Raw genomic sequence first — 18,348 nt, forward strand, 5'->3', positions numbered from 1 at the left:
ATCAGGCCGCGCTGGCCAGTTCGATCTTGCTGCGCACCTCGCTCAGGGCCCGTTGGGCGAGCTTGGCGATGGTGGCCTGGCCTTGGAGCTCGATCACCGAGTAGGTCACGCCCAGCTGCTGCTCCAGGAGGAACTTGATCTCGGTGGAGAGCAGGGAGTCGACGCCAAAGGAATCAAACGACTGCTCGGGTTTGAGGCGCTGGGCGCTGGTCTTGAGGCCGGCCGCCACGCACTCGGCAATCAGGCTTTGCAGGACGCCGCTGGCCTCGTTGTCATCGACACTGGCGACCACCGCATGCAGTTGCTCCACCAGGGAGCTGTTGTCGCTCTGGCTGGCGCGGCTGGCCTGGACCAGTTCGGCGAAGGTCGGCGAGGCGCCGCCGACGCTTTCGTATACCGCCCACTTGCCCCAATCGGCCTGCTCGGACACCGCCACCTGGGCCAGGCCCTTGGCCAGCGCTCGGCCAAGGCCGCGCAGAGCCACGTGCACGTCCAGCGGGGTGAGGCCGATTTGCGTGAGGTGCTGGCCGATGCGCTCGTCGCTTTCGAGCATGCCGACACCGGCGATGGCCCCGAAGTTAATGCTCAAGGCCGGCAGGCCCTGGGCGCGACGCAGGTGCGTGAGGCCTTCGAGGAAACCGTTGGCGGCGCAGTAGTTGGCCTGGCGGCTGTTGCCCACCAGGCTGGCGATGGACGAGAACATCACGAACTGCTCCAACGGCGCGCCGATGGCCAGGGCGCCCTGGTGCAGGGCCCAGGCTCCGCCGGCCTTGGGTTGCATGACGGTGCTGACGTGGGCGGGCGTCATCTGCTCCAGCAGGTGGTCCTGCAACACGCCGGCGGCGTGGTAGATGCCCAGCAGCGGTGCCTGCGGTTGGTGCAACTGGCCCAGCAGGCGCTGTACCTGGGCCGGGTCGCTGACGTCCAGGGCATGGGCGCTGGCCTGGGCACCGAGGTTGTGCAGGTGCGCCAGCAGGGCTTGGGCCTGGGGCGTGTCGGCGCCACGCCGGCCGACCAGGGCAATGTGCCCCGCGCCGTGGCGGGCCAGCCAGCGGGCCAGTTCCTGGCCCAGGCCGCCGAAGCCACCGGTGACCAGGTAGACCCCGTCACGGCGCAGCGCCGGCGTGTCGCTGGCGGCTGCCGTGAACGGTCGTTCGTCCCCGGCCACTTGCAGCTCGATCCAGCCGTGCAGCGCGGTGCCGTCCAACAGGTCGGCGAAGCCGGGCAGTGCTGTGGCGAGCGCCGCGGGCGGGGTGGCCAGGGCGCTGCGCAGGGCGGCGCGGTAGGCCTCGTCCTGGCGGCACGCCGCAAGGTCCAGGGTGGCGCGGATCAGGCGTTGGCACTGTACCGGCAAGGCGAAGGGCGCCGGGTCGTTGCCCAGGTCGAGCAACTGCCCGCCCGTGGCCAGGGCGAAGAAACCGGCCTGATGGCTCCACTGCGCCAGGTCGGCGGCGATCAGGTCAAAGCCTGGTGCGTTGGGCAGGTCACTCAGGTCCGCCGCGACGCGGGTGACGACGGCGCCGTGCTGGCTCAAGGCCGCGCTCAGGGCATCGCCCAGCACACCTTCGACCACCAGGGCACGCGCCCCGGGGCGCAACGCGCAGGTGCGGGCCAACGCCACGGCGCGGGCCTGGATGGGCGCGATCAAGGCCGAGGGCGTGTCGTGCTGGCCGATCGGTGCCAGCACACACTCGGCGGGGCGCAGGCTCAACTCGGTGCCAAGGTGGCGCGGGGCCAGGGCGACGATCCGCTCACCCACGTTGAACCCGCTCAGTGCCTGGCCAACGGCGGTCACCACCGCGACCACGCCCATGGGCTGTCCCGGGGGTTCCAGGGCCACGGCCAGGCGTTCGACCCGCACCTGCAAGGCCTCGGGGTCCAAGGCTTGCGGTATTTGCAGGTGGGCGCTGAAGGCGCTGTGGTGCTGGCGCAGGCTGATGGCCTGCGGTCCGGTGCAGCGGCTCGGCACGTGCCCTGGTTGCTGCAACAGCCCGCTGGCGATCAAGTGGGCGCCGTAGCGCTGCTGCTCGCGCAGGGCCACTTCGTCGATCAACTGATCGGCCATGACCTCGGCGAACAGTGCCGCCAGCCCTTGACCTTCGTCGATGTCCACCAGCGCCGCGTCCAGCGATGGCTGCTCGTTGCGCACCACCCGCACGAAACCGGCCACCGCCGCTTGCGCCGGTTGCACTGGATCGTCCTCGCGCACCCCATGGGCGCCCCGCGTCACGACCCGCAGCGGCAACGGCCGGCCCTGGGCCGCGAGGGCCTGGACCGCCAGCAGCAGCTCGCGCAGTTCATCTTCGCCGGTCACCGCCATGGCGGCATTTTGCCCGGCCCAGGACAAACCGATCACCCGGTCTACCGCGCCGAGGCCAGGGTGGGCCGGCACTTGGGCCCATGTGCAGCGCTCGCAGCCCAGGCCGCGTTCGCCGGCCAGTTGGGCGAAGCGCACCGCCAACGGGTCGTCGCCGTGGGCCACCAGCAGCAGCCGTTGCGCGCTCATGACTGGGTTGGCGAGGGCGGGCAATTCGCGCCAGGTGCGCTGATAGTCGCCAGCCGGGAACACCTGGGCCTTACCGCGGCCTTGCAGGGAGCGGCAGGTCAGGCCCTGTAAGTGGGCCAGGACAGCGCCGTTGCGATCGGTCAATTGGAAGTCGCAGACGATGCGCGAGGCGTCGCGCTCGACGATCTGCACCCGGCAGTCAATCGCCTCGGGCAAGGGGCCGTAGACGTGCAGCGCCGCGAGGCTCACCGGCAGGAACACGCCCTCCTCGGGGCGCATCAGTGCCAGGGCCGCTTGGAAGCAACCGTCCAGCAGCGCCGGGTGCAACAGGTAGGCCGGCGCGTCAGCGGCCAACTCGACGGGCAGGCTCAAGTGTGCCTGGGCCAGGCCCTGTTCGAGGTCGCGGTGCAGGCGGCGGATCGACTGGAAGGCCGGCCCGTACTGCAAGGATTGGCCGTGGAGTTGGGCATAGAAGGCGGCCGGCTCCAGTGCCTGGAGATCGCCGGTGGCCAGCAGCGCAATGGCCGTCGGGGCGGGTGTCGCCAGTGGGTGCAGGGTGGCCTGGGCATGCACCAGGGGCGCGGCGTCTTCGGCGATATCGTGGGAGGCGAGGGTGGCGCGATGGCGCGTGGCGTCGAACTGCACGTGCAGGCGCAGCTCACGGGCGTGGTCGAGCAGTAGCGATTGTTGGATATCGACGTCACGTACGCTCAGGCCCGTGCTGTGCGGCCAGCGTTCGCGGGCCTCTTCGCACAGGGCTTCGAGGAACCCCGCGGCGGGCATGATCGGCGAACCGTCGACGATGTGGTCGTAGAGGTAGTTGAGGCGCCGCAGGTTGAGGTCGATACCGCTCTGGGCGGCGTGCAGCGGCCAACCTTGGGCGTTGAGGCGGTCGTCGCGCTGCCATTGCGCTTCGCGCCACAGCAACTGGCGCTGCCACGGGTAGGTGGGCAATTGCACCTGTTGGCCGGCGGGCGTGCGCGCGGCCCAGTCGAGGGCGGCACCCTGGGCGTAGATGGCGCAGACAGCGCGGCGCAGTGCGTCGGTTTCCGGCTTGTTCATCGCCAGGGTGGCGCTGGCGCGGATCTCGATGTTGCGGGCGCTGGCGGTTTCCTCCAGGGAGCGGCGCAGCACCGGGTGCGGGCCGACTTCGACGAAATGGGTGTAGCCGTCGTCCAGTAGCGCGGTGATGGCGTCACAGAAGTACACCGGGTTGCGCACGTTGTCGCACCAGTATTGGGCGTCGTACAGGCGTTCGCCGTTCAAGCCGCCGCTGACGGTGGAGTACAGCGCCGTGGTCGCGGGCACGGGTTGCAGGCCGGCCAGGGCTTCGCGGATCTGCGGCTTGAGGGCCTCCATCAGCGGGCTGTGGTAGGGCACTTCAACGTCGAGCATCTTGGCGAACACCTTGCGCTCGCCCGCCTCGGCGAGTAGGGCCTGCAAGGCCTGGCGGTCGCCGGCGATGGTCACGCTGCGCGGCGAGTTGATGGCGGCCAGGGAGATCAAATCGCCATGGGGCGCCATCAGTTCCAGGGCCTGCTCGGCGCCCAGGCCCACAGCGAGCATCGCCCCGGTGCCGGCGGCCGTGGCCTGGATGCGGCTGCGTTCGCGGCTCACCCGCAGGGCGTCTTCGAGGGTCAACATGCCGGCGGCCCAGGCCGAGGCGACTTCGCCTACCGAGTGGCCGACCACCGCATCGGCCACTACGCCTTCGGCCTTGAGGGCGGCCGTGAGGCCGATCTGGATCATCAGGTTGGCGGGTTGGGCGAACTCGGTGTGCTTGATTCGCGAGGTTGCTTCATCGCGCAGCATTTCTTCCAGGATGGAGAACCCGGCAATGCCCTGGAACACGCTATCGGCTTGCTCCAAGGTGTGGCGGAACACCGGGTTTTCGCTTAGCAACTGGCGGCCCATGGCCCACCACTGCGGGCCCATACCGGTGTAGACGAAGGCAATGCGCGGGCTGGCGTTGAACGGGCGCGCCCCTTCAACGCCGGGGAAGTCCCCGCTGTCGGCGGCAAACGCGCGCAGGGCGCTGGCCAGTTGCCCGGGGGTATCGCCCCACACCGCGACGCGATGGTCGAGGTGGCTGCGGCGCAGGGCAGTGGTGAACAGCACATCGTTGAGGGCGGGGGCGCCGGCCGCCTCCAGCATCTGGGCCAGTTGCCCGGCGCGTTCGCGCAGGGCCTGGGTGTCGCGGGCACTCAGCGGCAGGATGGCCACCGAGGGGGCGCAACCAGGCTGGGGCACGCGCGGCGTGGTGGCGGGCGGCGAGCTGAGGATGGCATGGGCGTTGGTGCCGCCGTAGCCGAACGAGTTGATGGCGATGCGCCGCACCTGTGCGGGGTCGCCCAGGGTCTCGGTACGCCGGGGCAGGTCGATTTCCTCTGGGATTTGCGGGTTGACCACCTCCAGCCCCGCCACTTCAGGTACCTGGTTGTGGCGCAGCATCATCATCGATTTGATGACGCTGGCCACGCCGGCCGCGGCTTCCAGGTGGCCGATGTTGGCTTTCACCGAACCCACCCGGCAGCGCCCGCCCTGGGCGTAGACATCGGCGATGGCGCGGGTTTCCAGGGGGTCGCCCACGGGGGTACCGGTGCCATGGGCCTCGACGTAGTTCACCGACGCGGCGTCGATACCGCTTTGGGCCAGCACCTCTTCCATCAACTGGCGCTGGGCCTGGGGGTTGGGCACGGTGATACCGCTGGTGCGGCCATCCTGGTTGACGCCGGCACCGTCGACCAGGGCAATGATTTCGTCTCCGTCCCGCAGGGCGCAGGCATAGTCCTTGAGCACCACGACGCCACAGCCCTCGCCCCGGCCATAGCCATCGCCTCGGGCATCGAAGCTCTTGGAGCGGCCGTCCTTGGCGAGGAAACGGCCCTTGGCCATGGCCACCATGTACTCAGGGCGCAGCATGAAACTGGAGCCACCGACCAAGGCTGTTTCGCATTGCCCTGTAAGAATGGCGCTGACGCCCTGTGCGAATGCCACCAGGGAAGAAGAGCACGCGGTATCGACCGACAGGCTCGGCCCTCGGAAATCGAAGGCGTAGGAAATGCGGTTGGAGAGCATGGTCAGGGTCGAGCCTGCCGCACTGTGGGCACCGATCATGCCGCGGGCATGGCTGCCGAACTGGTTGAGTAGGTGGTCGACAGTGAAGCCGCCGACGAACACGCCGGTCTGCGAACCCGCCAAGGCCTCGACGCACAGCCCGGCGTTTTCCATGGCTTCAAAACTCAGTTCCAGCAACAGGCGCTGCTGGGGGTCGAGGAATTCGGCTTCGCGGGGGGAAAAGTTGAAAAAGTCCGCGTCGAAGCCACGAAAGTCGTACTCCTCGAGAAAGTGCCCGTGGCCGACGTAGGTTTTACCGCACACGTCCTGTTCATTCAGATAGGTATCGTTCGACCAGCGATCCGCAGGCACCGGGCGCACATAGTTGCGGCCACTCAATAGGCTGTCGAAGAACGCTTGCGGTGTGGTTGAACCACCCGGAAAGCGGCAGGCGGAACCAATGATGGCAACTTTGCGAGCAAGTGGAGTTGTCGGGTTATTGCGGGTGTTGGGCACGTAGATGCCTCCTGAGTTGTCAGAACTGATATTGCAACTTGTAAGTTGCTTATCTGGCTTTTGTAGGTGGCGGATTCTAACGAGGGGTATTTAGTGCGGGTAGATATCAATTTGACAAAAGCGGGAGTTTGTACAAGTCGTGTGTGTGCGGATATTAATGAATGTAGGAATAATTACTATACTCTGAGTTACTTGTGAGTTGCTTACGTAGTCATGTTTACGGGGTGTGGGTGATGTTTCTGAATGTGATGGTAAGTTTGGCGCTGTGTCTTGACTTATACCTCGTCTTGGTATTTGTGCAGCTTCGCGAGTTGCGAATGAAAGTTTGGGGTTTTGGATAGAGGGCGATGTCTTGAATTAACTTTAAAGTTTGTGGCGTTTTATAACGCCTGGCGTTGTGGGGGGGCATACGCCAGCAGCCCGGCAGTATTAATTGTCGGGCTGTGTTTTAGGCGTGGCGATGTAGAAGGGGCGTAGCGTTATTCCTTGGCCGGCCCCGCGCTGGTGGTCACCACTTGCACGCTCAGGCGTGGGGTGGCCAGGTCGAACCCGGCTTCATCGAGGTGGCGTTTGAGGGACAGGTTGAACGCCCGCGACACTTCCCATTGTTTGATTGGCGCCGTCTTGAAGCGCGCGCGCAGGATGGCGCTGCCGGACTCGAAGCTCTCCACGCCCTGGATTTCCAGGGGCGACCAGATATTGCGCCGTTGCAGCGGGTCGGTGCGCATCTTCTGGCCGACGTCGCGCATCAGCTTGATAGCGTCGTCGATGTCCATGTTGTACGGCACCGCCACCCGGAAGATCGCGTAGCCGAACTCGCGGGAGTAGTTCTTGATGCTCTTGATTTCGCTGAACGGGATGGTGTGTACGATGCCGTCGATGTCTCGCAGGCGCACGGTGCGGATGGTCAGGCCTTCGACGGTGCCCAGGTGGCCGCCGACGTCCACATAGTCGTCGATGGCCAGGGAGTCTTCGATGATGATGAACAGCCCGGTAATCAGGTCGGCCACCAGGGACTGGGCGCCAAAACCGATGGCCAGGCCGATCACCCCGGCCCCGGCCAGCAGCGGCGTGACGTTCATGCCCATGTTCGCCAGGGCGACGATTAAGGCAATGATGAAAATCGCCACGAACAGCACGTTGCGGATCAGCGGCATCATGGTTTGCGCCCGGGCATTGGCCAGGCCTTTGCGCGAGCGGGTGAGGGCGTGGTGCACGGCGGTGTCGCTGAGGATCCAGACCAGCCAGGCGAAAATCAGCGTGCCGGCCAGGCTGAACAACTTGACGCTGATTTCATGGCCGTCGCCCTCGGTAAAGCGGATCAGCGACATGCCCCACACCCGCAGGCCCAACTCGATGAACACCAGCCACACCACCAGGTGCACGAGGGTGTAGCAGAAGCTTTTCAGGCGTTCGGAATACAGCGCATGGCGCTTGTGCCCGCGTTGCGGCTTGAGGGCGTGGCGCCGTACCAAGCCGTTGATGACCATGCACACCACCAGCAGCACCGTGCAGATCAGCGCCTGGCGCAGGGCGGTGCTGGTGTCGCCGGCGGAGACGAAGGTGGCGAACAGGGAGATGCCCACCAGCACCAGTGCCGGCAAGTACCAGAAGGTGCCGATGATTTCGATGGTGTCGCTCAGCGCGCGGCGGGTCAGGCGCCGGGACAGCGGCTGGTTGCGGATCAGGTGAGCGATGGGGCGGCGGAAACGCAGGATGAACACCCCGGTGGACAACGCCGCCAGCACATTGGCGCAGGTTGCCGCCGCGTGGGCCAGGTGCGCGCCCAGGCTGGCCACCAGGCGCGGGTCGCCCAGGGCCTCGCCGAACGCGGCGAAACTGCCGATCAGCCACAACGGGCGGAAGGCCTGGTGGCGCAGGATGTACAGGGCGCGGTGGCGGTGCGGGCCGTCGAGTACGGAAAACGCCACCACGCAGATCGCCGAAAAACAGGTGCCGATTACCAGGGCATAGGCCAGCACCATCGCCAGGACTTTGCCCAGGGACGAAGGCAGGGCGTAGCTCAGGTACACGGTGATGACCAGTGCCACCAGCCACGGCCCGAGTTTGCGCAGGGCAAAGCGCAGCAGGTCCCAGGGCTTGGGGTGCTGGGGCAGTTCTTCGGTGAGGCCAAAGCGCCGGCGTACATGGTTGCCGACCCAGATCAGCGCGGCGGCCAGCAGGCTCCAGAGCATCAGGATCAGGGCGAAGGCAAAGATGATCGGCCCCCATTCGCTGGCCGGCAGCAGCAGGGCATCGAACTCCTCGCGGGCCAGCTCGAACTCGGCGGTCCAGCGGTTGAGGGGGCTGTCGGCGCCGGTGAACTGTTTCTCCAGGTCGGCCAGGGTGCCGCCGATCAGGCCCAGCACGCCGATTTCTGCCGGGGGTTGAGCCTGTTTCGTGGCATCGCGCAGTTTTTTCAGGTCGGCCAGCAACTTGCTGCGTTGCTGGTCGTTTTCCAGGGACTTAATGACTTCGTCCAGGGATTGCCCCAGGGGCTCGCTCGCCTGCGCCTGTTTGGTGGGGCTGGCGAGCAGGCCCGGCAAGCCGACAGCCTGGGCGCCGGTGGCGGGCAACAGCGCCATCAGGCACAGCAGAAAAACAGTCGGCAGGGACAACAGGCGAGCGAGCACGGGGCGGTCAACCTCAAACGGGGGGATTGACCGAGTGTACGAGTGGGGCAAACCCAATGCGAGCGTGGTGGGGTTTTATTCGTTGAGCTTGGCCAGGATCTTGTAGACCACCGTGGCCAGGATCAGCAGCATGCCCACCCACATGCTGAACACGCCCGCGTTCTTGTCGCGGAAGTTGAACCCGATGGCCAGCAGGAGCATGCCGGCAAGGATCGGGATAAGCATGGAGTGGAACGCAGACATCGAGATCATGGAGACAGCCTTGTCAGAAAGGATAAATAGAGTCTAGGCCGGTTCGCCCCGGCCCGGGTTGACCTGTATCGCCTGGTGTAGCAAGCGGGCGCACTAGGGCAAATCACGGCAGGCGTAGAACGCGCTCAGCACTTTGACCAAGTGGGCCAGGTCGTGGCTGCCGCACAGTTCACGGATCGAGTGCATGGCGAACGTCGGTAGGCCGATGTCCACGGTGCGCACACCCAGGTGGCTGGCGGTGATCGGGCCGATGGTCGAGCCGCAGCCCATGTCGCTGCGCACCACGAAGCTTTGCACCGGTACTTCTTCGGCCATGCACAGGTGGCGGAAGAACCCGGCGGTTTCGCTGTTGGTGGCGTAGCGCTGGTTGCTGTTGACCTTGATGACCGGGCCGGCGTTGAGCTTCGGGCCGTGGTTGGCGTCGTGCCGGTCGGCGTAGTTGGGGTGAATGCCGTGGGCGTTGTCCGCCGAGACCAGCAGGGATTTCTGCATCGCCCGCACGAACGCCTCGCCTTCGGGCAGCAGGCGGCGCAGGGTTTGCTCCAGCATCGGGCCGTCGGCACCGCAGGCGGAACAGGAGCCGACTTCCTCGTGGTCGTTGGCCACGAACACGCAGGTTTCCTCGCTCGGGGCAGTGAGCAATGCTTGCAGGCCGGCGTAGCACGACAGCAGGTTGTCCAGGCGCGCGCCGGCGATGAAGTCACCGTGCAGGCCAATCACCGCGGCGCTTTGGGTGTCGTAGAAGCTCAGCTCGTAGTCCAGCACCACGTCGGCGTTGAGGCCGTGTTCCAGGGCCAGTTGGTTGGTGAGCACGGCGCGAAAATCCACCCGCTCGTCACCGGCGAACTGGGCGAGGATCGGCGGTAGCTCGGTTTGCGCATTGATCGCCCAGCCCTGGTTGGCCTCGCGGTTGAGGTGGATGGCCAGGTTGGGAATGGTGGCGATCGGTGCCTTGAAGTCGATCAACTGGCTCTCGACCTTGCCGTCGCGGCGGAAGGTCACGCGCCCAGCCAGCGACAGGTCGCGGTCGAACCACGGCGCCAGCAGCGCGCCGCCGTAGACTTCCACCCCCAATTGCCAGAAGCCCTGGCGTTGCAACTCCGGCTGCGGCTTGACCCGCAGGCACGGGCTGTCGGTGTGGGCGCCGACCATGCGGATGCCGTCCTGCAGGGGCGAGTGGCGGCCCATCTTGATGGCGACAATCGAGGAGTCGTTGCGGGTCACGTAGTAGCGGCCGTTGGCTTCGGTGGCCCACGGCTCGCGCTCGTCGAGGCGCTGGTAGCCGGCGGCTTCCAGGCGCTGTGCCAGGCTGGCGGTGGCATGGAATGGGGTGGGGGAGGCCTTGAGGAAGTCGATCAGGCCTTGGTTCAACTCTTCGCGCATAAGTAGCTCCAGACAGCAATGGGCGCGAGTTTAACGTATTGGACTTGGCTTTTGTGGGAGCCAGCGGCTAGCTCCCACACGGGGGCTAAAACGGTGCCGGGCACTCGAAGCGCAGCCGCTCGCCACTTTGCGGGTGGGTGAAGCTGAGCATGCTGGCATGCAGACACAGGCGCGGCCACGCGGCCAGGGCCTGTGGGTGGGCGTACAAACCGTCGCCCAGCAGCGGGTGGCCGATGGACAGCATGTGCACGCGCAACTGGTGCGAGCGGCCGGTGATGGGGGTCAGCTCGACGCGGCACCAGTCGCCACAACGCTCCAGCACTTTCCAGAAGGTCAGGGCGTGCTTGCCGAACTCGTGGTCCACCACATGCCGCGGTTTGGTCGGCGGGTCATAGCGCAGGGGCAGGTCGATGCTGCCGCTGTCCAGTTCGGGTTGGCCCCAGCACAGCGCGGTGTAGGCTTTTTCGGTTTCGCGGTCGTGAAACTGCCGGGACAGTTCGCGGTGGGTGTCCGCGTCACGGGCCAGCAGGATGATGCCGGAGGTTTCCCAATCCAGGCGATGGACGATCCGGGCTTCGGGGTAGCCGTTTTCTTGCAGGCGGGTGATAAGGCAATCCTTGTTGTCTTCGGCCCGGCCGGGCACGGAAAGCAGCAGGGTTGGCTTGTCCACCACCAGCACACCAGCGTCCTGGTGGATGATGCGGATATTGGACAACGGCATTACAACAGCCTCATGACAAACGTATGGGAGCGGGCCTGCCCGCGAAAAGGTCGGTGACGACGCCTTCGCGGGCAGGCCCGCTCCCATATTGGATCAGCAGGTGTTCAGCCTGCTGTGGCCTCCACCGGTTCGATCAACGATCCGGCAGGGTGATGTTCAGTTCCAGGATCGAACAGCTGCCTTGGTTTTCCAGGGCAACGTGCACATCGTCGGAGCCGATGTTGACGTACTTGCGGATCACTTCCACCAGTTCCTTCTGCAGGGCGGGCAAGTAGTCCGGGGTGCTGCGCTGGCCGCGTTCATGCGCCACGATAATCTGTAGACGCTCTTTCGCTACCGACGCGGTGCTTACTTTTTTGTTGGCACGAAAGAAGTCAAAAAGATTCATTATCTACCTCCAAACAGGCGCTCGAAGAATCCCTTCTTCTCGACATCAAGGAACCGATGTTCCACGGTTTTGCCCAGCAAACGATCGACCGCATCGCTGTACGCCTGGCCGGCGTCGCTCTGGTCGTCGAGAATCACCGGCACGCCCTGGTTGGAGGCCTTGAGCACCGCTTGGGATTCGGGGATGACACCCAGCAGGGTGACGGCGAGGATTTCCTTGACGTCTTCAACGCCCAGCATTTCGCCGTTGCTCACGCGCTCAGGGTTGTAGCGGGTCAGGAGCAGGTGTTCCTTGATCGGGTCTTCGCCTTTCTCGGCGCGCCGCGATTTGCTCGCCAACAGGCCCAGCATGCGGTCGGAGTCACGCACCGAGGACACTTCCGGGTTGGTCACGACAATCGCCTCATCGGCGAAGTACATGGCCAGGTGGGCGCCTTTCTCGATGCCAGCAGGGGAGTCGCAGACCACGAACTCGAAGGTTTCCTTGAGTTCCATCAGGACCTTTTCCACGCCTTCGACGGTCAACGCGTCTTTGTCGCGGGTCTGGCTGGCGGCCAGGACGTAGAGGTTTTCCAGGCGCTTGTCCTTGATAAGGGCTTGCTGCAGGTTGGCCTCGCCGTTGACCACGTTGACGAAGTCGTAAACCACGCGACGCTCGCAACCCATAATCAGGTCGAGGTTACGCAGGCCCACGTCGAAGTCGACGATCACTGTTTTGTGGCCGCGCAGAGCGAGGCCGGTACCGATAGCGGCGCTGGTGGTGGTCTTACCCACACCACCCTTGCCGGATGTAACCACGAGAATCTTGGCCAAGGTGTTTCACCCCTAAGGAAAAAGGACTTTTAGCCCCTGAAAAACATCTCTGGAAAACGCCAACTGCCGAACAACCTTGGCTGAAATTTGAGCAAAAGCGCTATTAACGGCCGGCTTTGGGTCAATTTCCTACTTCGTTTGGGCTGTTTTCGCTACGCGTTAGAGATGTTTGGAAAATGCGGCAGTATCCGTTAAAGCCCAATGATGTTCAACACATCACCCGACAGACTGATCTGCACGCCAGAACCCCACAGCGGGTCGCGCCGCAGGTCTTCGCAAACTTTGTATTGGCCGGCAATCGACACCAGTTCGGCGCTCAATTGCTGGCAGAAAATCCGTGCCTTGGTATCGCCCTTGACGCCGGCCAGCGCCCGGCCGCGCATGGGGCCGTATACATGGATGTTGCCGTCGGCGAGAAGTTCCGCCCCCGGGCTGACCGAGGAAATCACCACCAGGTCGCTGCCCTGGGCGTAGATCTGCTGCCCGCCGCGCACGGGGGAGGTGATGATCTTGGTCGGCTTGATGGTGGGTTCTGGCGGTTTTTCCGGCTTTTTACGCGCCACGCCTTCCTGCGGGTCGAGCGGCCGCTCGCGGGCGCCGGAGGGGGGCAGCACGGGCAGGTCAACGGCAATGGCGGCGGCGATGTCTTCGATGCGGCTGGCGCGGATGGCCAGGGTCCGCAGGCCATGATGGCGGCAAATGCGCATCAGGCCGGGCAGGTCCACCGCGCCTTCCTGGGCCGGGAGTTTGTCCAGGGCCAGCACCAGCGGGGCGTTGCTGAAGAAATTCGGGGCCTGGGCGACCTTCGCGGCCAATTGGCGATCCAGCCCCTCAAGGTCATTGCGGGCCAGTTCCAGCACCGTTATGGCGAGCATGCTGCCCTTCAACTGGAACACAGGATCTTGGTCTAGCGGTTCGGTTTGGCTCATGGTCGGCATTAAACGGCTTGTCACTAAAAGTGCCGAGACTTATAACGAGAACGCCCGCGAGCCGCAACCCGCTGCGAACCGATGTAGAATGCGCGGCCTTTGTCTTGACGGAATCTTTAATGGATCGCCCGCGTTTACGAGCCGAATTTTTTCTTCCGCGTTTCTGGCCACTGTGGCTGGGCCTGGGGCTGCTGTGGCTGATCGTGCAGTTGCCGTACCCGCTGCTGCTCAAGATCGGCCGCGTCCTGGGCGCCCTGATGTACCGGGTGGCAGGCGACCGGCGGCGCATCGCCCAGCGCAATCTGGAACTGTGTTTCCCGGAAAAAACCGCCGCCGAGCGCAAGCGCCTGCTCAAGGAAAACTTCGCCTCCACCGGCATTGCCTTCTTCGAGATGGCGATGAGTTGGTGGTGGTCGCGCGCCCGTTTGGCACGCCTGGCCCATGTCGAAGGCCTGGAGCACCTCAAACAGGCTCAGCGCGAGGGCAAGGGCGTGATCCTCATGGCCCTGCATTTCACCACCCTGGAAATCGGCGCTGCGCTGCTGGGCCAGCAGCACACCATCGACGGCATGTACCGCGAGCATAAGAACCCGCTGTTCGACTTTATCCAGCGCCACGGCCGCGAGCGCCACAACCTCGATTCCCTGGCGGTGGAGCGCGACGATGTGCGTGGCATGCTCAAGCTGCTGCGCGCCGGGCGGGCGATCTGGTACGCGCCGGACCAGGACTACGGCGCCAAGCAGAGCATTTTCGTGCCGCTGTTCGGCATTCAAGCCGCGACGGTGACCGCCACTAGCAAATTCGCGCGCCTGGGCAAGGCCCTGGTGGTGCCCTTCACCCAGGAACGCCTGGCGGACGGCAGCGGTTATCGCCTGGTGATCCACCCGCCATTGCAGGGTTTCCCCGGCGAGTCCGAAGAGGCCGACTGCCTGCGCATCAACCAGTGGGTCGAAGCTTCGCTGCGCCAGTGCCCCGAGCAATACCTGTGGGCCCATCGCCGCTTCAAGAGCCGCCCGCCGGGCGAGCCGAAACTCTACGCCCAACGCTAATCCCTTCTTGACCTGCCCTGGAGCCTTGCAATGAGTCGTGCCGAACCGGTAACGGGTTTGATTCTTTCCGGGGGCGGGGCGCGGGCGGCGTACCAGGTGGGCGTGCTGGCGGCAATTGCCGAGTTGCTGCCGGCGGGGGCGGCCAACCCGTTCCCGGTGATCGTCGGCACGTCCGCCGGGGCGATCAACGCTGTGAGCCTGGCCAGTGGCGCGATGGACTTTGGCGCCGCCATCGAACGCCTGACCGCGTTCTGGCAAAGTTTTCGCAGCCATCAAGTGATGCGCAGCGACTGGCCGGGGGTGATCCGCCAGGCCAGCCGTTTTGTCGGCCATAGCCTGCTGGGCCTAGGCGCCCAGGTGCCGGTGGCGCTGCTCAACAGCAGCCCTTTGCGCGACTTGCTGCAAGAGCGCATTCACCTGGGCGGCATCGACGAGGCGATCAAGGCGCGGCAACTCAAGGCCGTGGCCGTCACCGCGTTTGGCTACGAGTCCGGCCATGCGGTGACCTTCTATCAGGGCGGCGGCACCATCGATGCCTGGTTGCGCCATCGCCGCATTGGCCTGCCGACGCCGTTGAGCGTCGAGCATTTGCTGGCCAGTTCGGCGATCCCGCTGCTGTTCGCGCCAGTGAAGATCGGCGACGAATTTTTTGGCGATGGTGCCGTGCGCCAATCGGCGCCCATCAGCCCAGCCCTGCACCTGGGCGCGAGTCGGGTGCTGGTGGTGGGCGTCAGCGGCAACCCGCGCGGCGCTGACCCCCAGCACCCTTTGCAGCGCAGCTACACCGGGCAACAGCCGACCCTGGCGCAGATCGGCGGGCACCTGCTCAATAGCACCTTCATCGACAGCCTCGAAGGCGATATCGAGCTGTTGCAGCGCCTCAACCAGTTCGGCCACCTGCTGCCCCACGGCACGCCCACCCGCAGCCTGGGCGCGGCGCCGGTGGACGTGCTGGTGATCGCCCCCAGCCAGCCCATCGACGAAATCGCCGCCCGTCACCGCCAGGAACTGCCGCGGGCCTTGCGCATGTTCTTGCGCGGGCCTGGTGCCACCAAGACCAGCGGGGCCGGGGTGCTCAGCTACTTGTTGTTCGAGGCCGGGTATTGCAGCGAGTTGATCGACCTTGGGCGGCGCGACGCGCTGGCCAAGGCCGATGAGTTGAAGCGCTTCCTGGGGCTGTAGGGCCTCTACCTACCTGTAAGTTCTGACAGTATCCGTGCCTCGATCCGTCAGGCATCGTAGGGCCTGTGTTCAGCCTGATGTGAACGAGGTGTCGCATGCCCCGCGCAACCCGGCTCCATGCCCATACGCCGACCCTGTCGGCGGTTGACCCGCGAGGCCTGCCGGTGCGCACAGTGGCCTATTGCCGCGAGCTTTCGCGGCAAGCCGCCGAGGCGCGGATCACCCGCCAGGTGTACGACGGTGCCGGGCGCCGCGTCGGCAATTGGGACCCGAGACTGTGGGGCCTTTCACCCAAGCCCAACCTGACCTCGGTGTACAGGTTATCCGGCCAGCCATTACTGACCGACAGCCTCGACGCCGGGTGGCAACTGAATTTGCCCGCGGTGGCGGGCCAGGTGCTGTCGGCGTGGGACAGCCGGGGCAGCCAACAGCATACCCAGCACGATGCGCTGCTGCGGCCGCTGGCGGTGCGCGAGGCTGTGGCGGGCGAGGCGGCCCGGTTCGTCGAACGCATGACCTACGCCGGCACCGATGCGGCGGCCCATAACCAGTGCGGCCGGTTGATTCGCCATGACGACCCGGCAGGCACGTTGCACCTGCGCGATTACGGGCTCGATGGCACGGCGCTGGCGGAGCAGCGCCAGTTCCTCGCCAGCCTGGAGCCGCCCGACTGGCCCATCGGCACCGGGCAGCGTGATGACCTGTTGGAGCCCGGGCCGGGTTTTATCAGCAGGCAAACCCACATCGCCACCGGCCAGTTGCACAACCAGGCCGACGCCATGGGCCACCTGCGTTCGTTCACCTACACCCGGGCGGGGCAGTTGAAGTCCGCCAGCCTGCGCCTGGTGGGGGCGGGCCAAGTGCCTCGCCTGCTGGTCAGCGCGCTGGCCTATGACGCCTTCGGCCAAGTCGAGGAAGAAACCGCCGGTAACGGCGTGCAGACCCGGGCCGAGTACGACCCTCGGGATGGGCGCCTGCTGCACCTGCGGGCGGCCGCTGCCCAGGTGCTGGCGGATGTGCATTACACCTACGACCCCATGGGCAACGTTCTGAGCATTGAGGACCAGGCCCAACCCGTGCGCTACCACGGCAATCGGCGCATCGAGCCGATCAACCGCTACCAGTACGACACCCTCTATCAACTGGTGCAGGCCAGCGGCCGCGAAGTCATCACCCCGGCCTATGGCCCGCAACTGCCGGCGTTGCAACCTTTGCCGGCCGACCCCAACCAACTGCGCAACTACACCCAGGCGTTTACCTACGACGCGGCGGGTAACCTGCGCAGCCGCCAGCACAGCGGCGCGCCCACCTTCGTCATGGCCGTTTCCCAGCGCAGCAACCGCAGCCTGGCCCAGCGCCCGGAGGGCAGCCTGCCCGGCGAGGACGACATCGCCCAGGGCTTTGACGCGCAGGGCAACCAGCAAACCCTGCAACCCGGCCAAGCCCTGCACTGGGACGCCCGCAACCAGTTGAGCCGGGTTACCCAGGTGCAGCGCCCGGACGGTACGGACGACGAGGAGCATTACGTCTATGACCGCCCCGGCCATCGCCTGCGTAAAGTCCGACTGGCCCAGGCGCACCGTCGCACCCTGCGTGGCGAAGTGCGCTACTTGCCCGGGTTGGAAACTCACCAGCACGGTGCCGAGCGCTACCACGTCATCCACCTTGAGGCCGGGCGCAACAGCGTGCGGGTGTTGCACTGGGAAACTGCGCCGCCGGCGGGTGTCACCAACGATCAATTACGCTACGGCATCAGCGATCACCTGGGCTCCTGCACGTTGGAGGTGGATGAACACGCTGCCCTTATCAGCCAGGAAAGTTACTACCCCTTTGGTGGCACGGCGTGGTGGGCGGGCAGAAGTGCGGTGCAGGTCAAACACAAGACCGTGCGTTATTCAGGTAAAGAACGCGACGCCACGGGGCTTTATTACTACGGTTATCGCTATTACGCGCCGTGGTTACAGCGGTGGTTAAGTGCAGATCCGGCGGGGGAAGTCGATGGGCTTAATTTTTATTGGATGGTCAATAATCGGCCCACTTATTTGACTGATAAGAAGGGGTTGGTAGGGGGGAATGACTTGCCTGTGCCTGCGCAACAGTTGGGCCGTTGGAAGTTGGAGAAACTTGAGTTGTCACATTCAGCTTTGAAGTCTCGGGAGTCTGAAGGGCATGATCTCAAGGTGAGGTTAGTATTGTCTTACAAGGGCAGGTGGTTGGATAAGGTAAGAGGCCGTATGGAAGAGCCACCTGCGTTGACTTGGGATGAAAGTATTCATGTAAATGATCTGGAGAAAAAAGAGTCCTGGCAATTCAATGTGAATATGTATGAACACAACCCGTCCAGCCGGACCCTTGAGGCTTGGCCAAGGAGGTACATCGAAGCCTATAACACCGCTGCGGGCCAGCCAGGACTACAACGGGGAAGTGTCCGTCTATTGGATGTCAATGATTCGCCGGTGAGTATCGCGAAACTGGGTGAAGGGGTCGAGGGTAATGAAAATAAAGCCAATGCGGTCAGGTCATATTTAATTGCTTCGGGTGGAAAGCTGGAATTTGAGATTCATGATGTTCCATCCATTGTGCTACGGGAAAATACGCACAAGGAACGCTTGCTTCAAATCAGTATTGGATTGCAAGGTGCGCAGGGGAGGGCGTTATTTAGCCAATATTTGCTCGTGGATAATACCCATGGAGAGGTTAGGCGCGAGAGTACAGTGAATGCCGAGTACATTAGGATGGACCGCGCCGGGCTGGTGAAAGTCGAGGCGCCAAGCATCGTGAGAACACCCAGAGCCCCTGAATTCAACACATAAGTGCAACGCTCACCCCTGTATGCACTTCGTACGGCGTCTTCCAGCCCAAGCGCTTGCGCGGGCGTAGATTGATCCTCGCTACTGTCCGATTGACGGCTTCGACGGTC

At 64.7% G+C, this 18,348-nt stretch carries 11 protein-coding genes and 1 pseudogene; 3 read left to right on the forward strand and 9 right to left on the reverse strand.

Going from position 1 to position 18,348, the window contains the following annotated elements:
• Position 1: 1 nt before the first annotated feature.
• From AC19YT_RS14025 to minC, 8 genes are all read right to left on the reverse strand, one after another.
• Entirely contained in the window at positions 2–6,079 is a 6,078-nt protein-coding gene (locus AC19YT_RS14025) for a type I polyketide synthase (protein ID WP_500610468.1), read from the reverse strand.
• Between the two features lie 479 nt (positions 6,080–6,558).
• A complete protein-coding gene (locus AC19YT_RS14030) occupies positions 6,559–8,712 on the reverse strand; it encodes a mechanosensitive ion channel family protein (protein ID WP_500596980.1) in 2,154 nt (717 codons plus the stop codon).
• 75 nt (positions 8,713–8,787) lie between these two features.
• The gene (locus AC19YT_RS14035) at positions 8,788–8,964 is read right to left on the reverse strand and encodes a hypothetical protein (protein ID WP_500596981.1); all 177 of its coding nucleotides are present in this window, start codon (positions 8,962–8,964) and stop codon (positions 8,788–8,790) included.
• A 93-nt stretch (positions 8,965–9,057) separates the two neighbouring features.
• Positions 9,058–10,347, reverse strand: coding sequence for a M18 family aminopeptidase (locus AC19YT_RS14040; protein ID WP_095107420.1), 1,290 nt, complete (start codon positions 10,345–10,347; stop codon positions 9,058–9,060).
• A gap of 85 nt (positions 10,348–10,432) precedes the next feature.
• The gene (locus AC19YT_RS14045; protein WP_095107421.1) at positions 10,433–11,068 is read right to left on the reverse strand and encodes an RluA family pseudouridine synthase; all 636 of its coding nucleotides are present in this window, start codon (positions 11,066–11,068) and stop codon (positions 10,433–10,435) included.
• A gap of 133 nt (positions 11,069–11,201) precedes the next feature.
• On the reverse strand, positions 11,202–11,456 hold the full coding sequence (gene minE / locus AC19YT_RS14050; protein ID WP_019693048.1) for a cell division topological specificity factor MinE: 255 nt from the start codon (positions 11,454–11,456) through the stop codon (positions 11,202–11,204).
• The gene (gene minD / locus AC19YT_RS14055) at positions 11,456–12,268 is read right to left on the reverse strand and encodes a septum site-determining protein MinD (RefSeq protein ID WP_020295538.1); all 813 of its coding nucleotides are present in this window, start codon (positions 12,266–12,268) and stop codon (positions 11,456–11,458) included. The genes minE and minD overlap by 1 nt, the downstream gene beginning before the upstream one ends.
• 191 nt (positions 12,269–12,459) lie before the next feature.
• Positions 12,460–13,197, reverse strand: coding sequence for a septum site-determining protein MinC (gene minC / locus AC19YT_RS14060; RefSeq protein WP_095107723.1), 738 nt, complete (start codon positions 13,195–13,197; stop codon positions 12,460–12,462).
• Positions 13,198–13,316: 119 nt separating this feature from the next.
• Between minC and AC19YT_RS14065 the strand changes: the two genes are divergently transcribed.
• The 3 genes from AC19YT_RS14065 (at position 13,317) to AC19YT_RS14075 (ending at position 18,241) form a co-directional block, all read left to right on the forward strand.
• Entirely contained in the window at positions 13,317–14,246 is a 930-nt protein-coding gene (locus tag AC19YT_RS14065) for a lipid A biosynthesis lauroyl acyltransferase (RefSeq protein WP_095107422.1), read from the forward strand.
• Positions 14,247–14,276: 30 nt separating this feature from the next.
• Positions 14,277–15,428, forward strand: a complete 1,152-nt coding sequence (locus AC19YT_RS14070; RefSeq protein ID WP_500596984.1) for a patatin-like phospholipase family protein — start codon at positions 14,277–14,279, stop codon at positions 15,426–15,428.
• Positions 15,429–15,523: 95 nt separating this feature from the next.
• Complete coding sequence (locus AC19YT_RS14075; RefSeq protein WP_500610469.1) at positions 15,524–18,241, forward strand: RHS repeat-associated core domain-containing protein; 2,718 nt, start codon at positions 15,524–15,526, stop codon at positions 18,239–18,241.
• Here the strand turns inward: AC19YT_RS14075 and AC19YT_RS14080 are convergent.
• A pseudogene (locus tag AC19YT_RS14080) lies at positions 18,231–18,348 on the reverse strand (IS30 family transposase); the annotation flags it as partial. The gene AC19YT_RS14075 and the pseudogene AC19YT_RS14080 sit on opposite strands and share 11 nt — an antisense overlap.

The sequence above is a fragment of the Pseudomonas sp. MF08875 genome, from assembly GCF_059862525.1.